The following is a 1447-nucleotide window of genomic DNA, read 5'->3' as shown; positions in this document are numbered from 1 at the left end:
CCGTATGCTGTGCCACCGCAGTCACCGCAATCGCCGGTGTCGCCGGTTGGCCCCGGTCCGCAGACCATGGCGTATCCTCCGACGATGGGGCATCCGCCAATCCCGCAGCCCGCTCCGCAGCAGGTTCCGATGGCTCAACCATACGGACCGCAATACCGGGCGATGCCCCCGCAATACCCCGCTGTGCCGCCGCGGCAGCAGCCGTCGCAGTCCCCGCAACCGCCCTATCAGCCGGCAAACTCTGCATACCCAACGTATCCAACGTATCCGGCATACCCCGCGTATCCGCCGTATCTTCCGCAGGTCTTCCCTCCCGCCCAGTTCGCGCAGATGCTTCCCCAGCAGTGGCAGGCATGGTGGCAGGCGAAACGCCGCACACAAGCGGCGAAACACGACTACTCGATCATCGGCTGGGCGCTGATACTCATCATCGGCGTGTGGCTGGTCGGCGCGTCCCTCGTGACCGTCGGCGTCGCCTTATCCCACAATGGCAAAAACATCCCCACCGGTCTGCTCCTGCTGCTGAGCAACCTGCCGTTGTATGCCATCGCGATGCCCCTGTCGTTGCTTGTGTTCCGCAACGTACCGAGGCTGGCGACCAAGCGGTTCGACATGTCGCCTGGCACATTCATCAAGCTGTTCGTCGCCATTGTGCCGATCATGTATATCGGCGCGATTATCGGCAATCTCGTCTCCGCACCGTTTTCAGGCGACGATCAGGATACGCTCGAATCGGCGTTGGCGAACACGGACTACTTCTCCCTGTTCCTGCTGACCTGCGTGTGCGCCCCGATTTTCGAGGAGTGGATCTTCCGCAAGGAAATCATCGACAGAACCCGCAAATACGGTGAAAAGACGGCGATTGTGGTGTCCGCGCTGTGCTTTGGGCTGTTCCACGGCAATGTGCGGCAGTTCTTCTACGCATTCGGGCTTGGCTTGATTCTCGGATACATGTATATGCGCACGTCGAAACTGTGGTATTCGATGCTCATGCATGCGCTGGTTAATCTCAACGGCGGAGTCATTTCGATTTGGGTGACGTCCCAGATCGACGACAAAGCGCTGATGCGCGCAATGGAACAGTCGAACGATGCTGCGATGCGTGAGGTGCAGCGCCAGATGGGCGCACTGATCATCCTCGGTGTCTATGTGCTGATCATGTTGGCGTTGTTCATTGCGGGTATTGTCGTTCTTGTGCGCAACCGCAAGCGTTTCGTCTTCTTCGATGCACCCGAGCAGCTTGAGCAGGGCACCGGCGTGAAGACGGCACTCGGCAATCCCGGCATGATTGTGTTCCTCGTCGTCGGCATCCTCATGACCATCAGCGCGTTGGTGATGTCGAAGATTCCTGCGGAGGGATCGTTCGGTGTCGATGACGCGGGTTCGGCAACCATCCTGCTGCAGATGCTCGGAACACTGGTCGGCTGAGGACGCCGGCAATCCGCCT

The 1447-nt window shown here is 59.8% G+C and carries 1 protein-coding gene; it reads left to right on the top strand.

All coding sequences use genetic code 11. The annotated features are described in order from the left end of the window. Window positions 1–1428: lysostaphin resistance A-like protein (locus ACI38B_RS02375; protein ID WP_439729371.1), on the top strand; the 1428-nt coding region annotated here is incomplete at its 5' end. Window positions 1429–1447 lie beyond the last annotated feature (19 nt).

The organism is Bifidobacterium sp., assembly GCF_051876855.1.
Lineage (GTDB): Bacteria > Actinomycetota > Actinomycetes > Actinomycetales > Bifidobacteriaceae > Bifidobacterium.
Note: the sequence above shows the minus strand (reverse complement) of the source record. Positions and strands in the feature narration are given on the sequence as shown.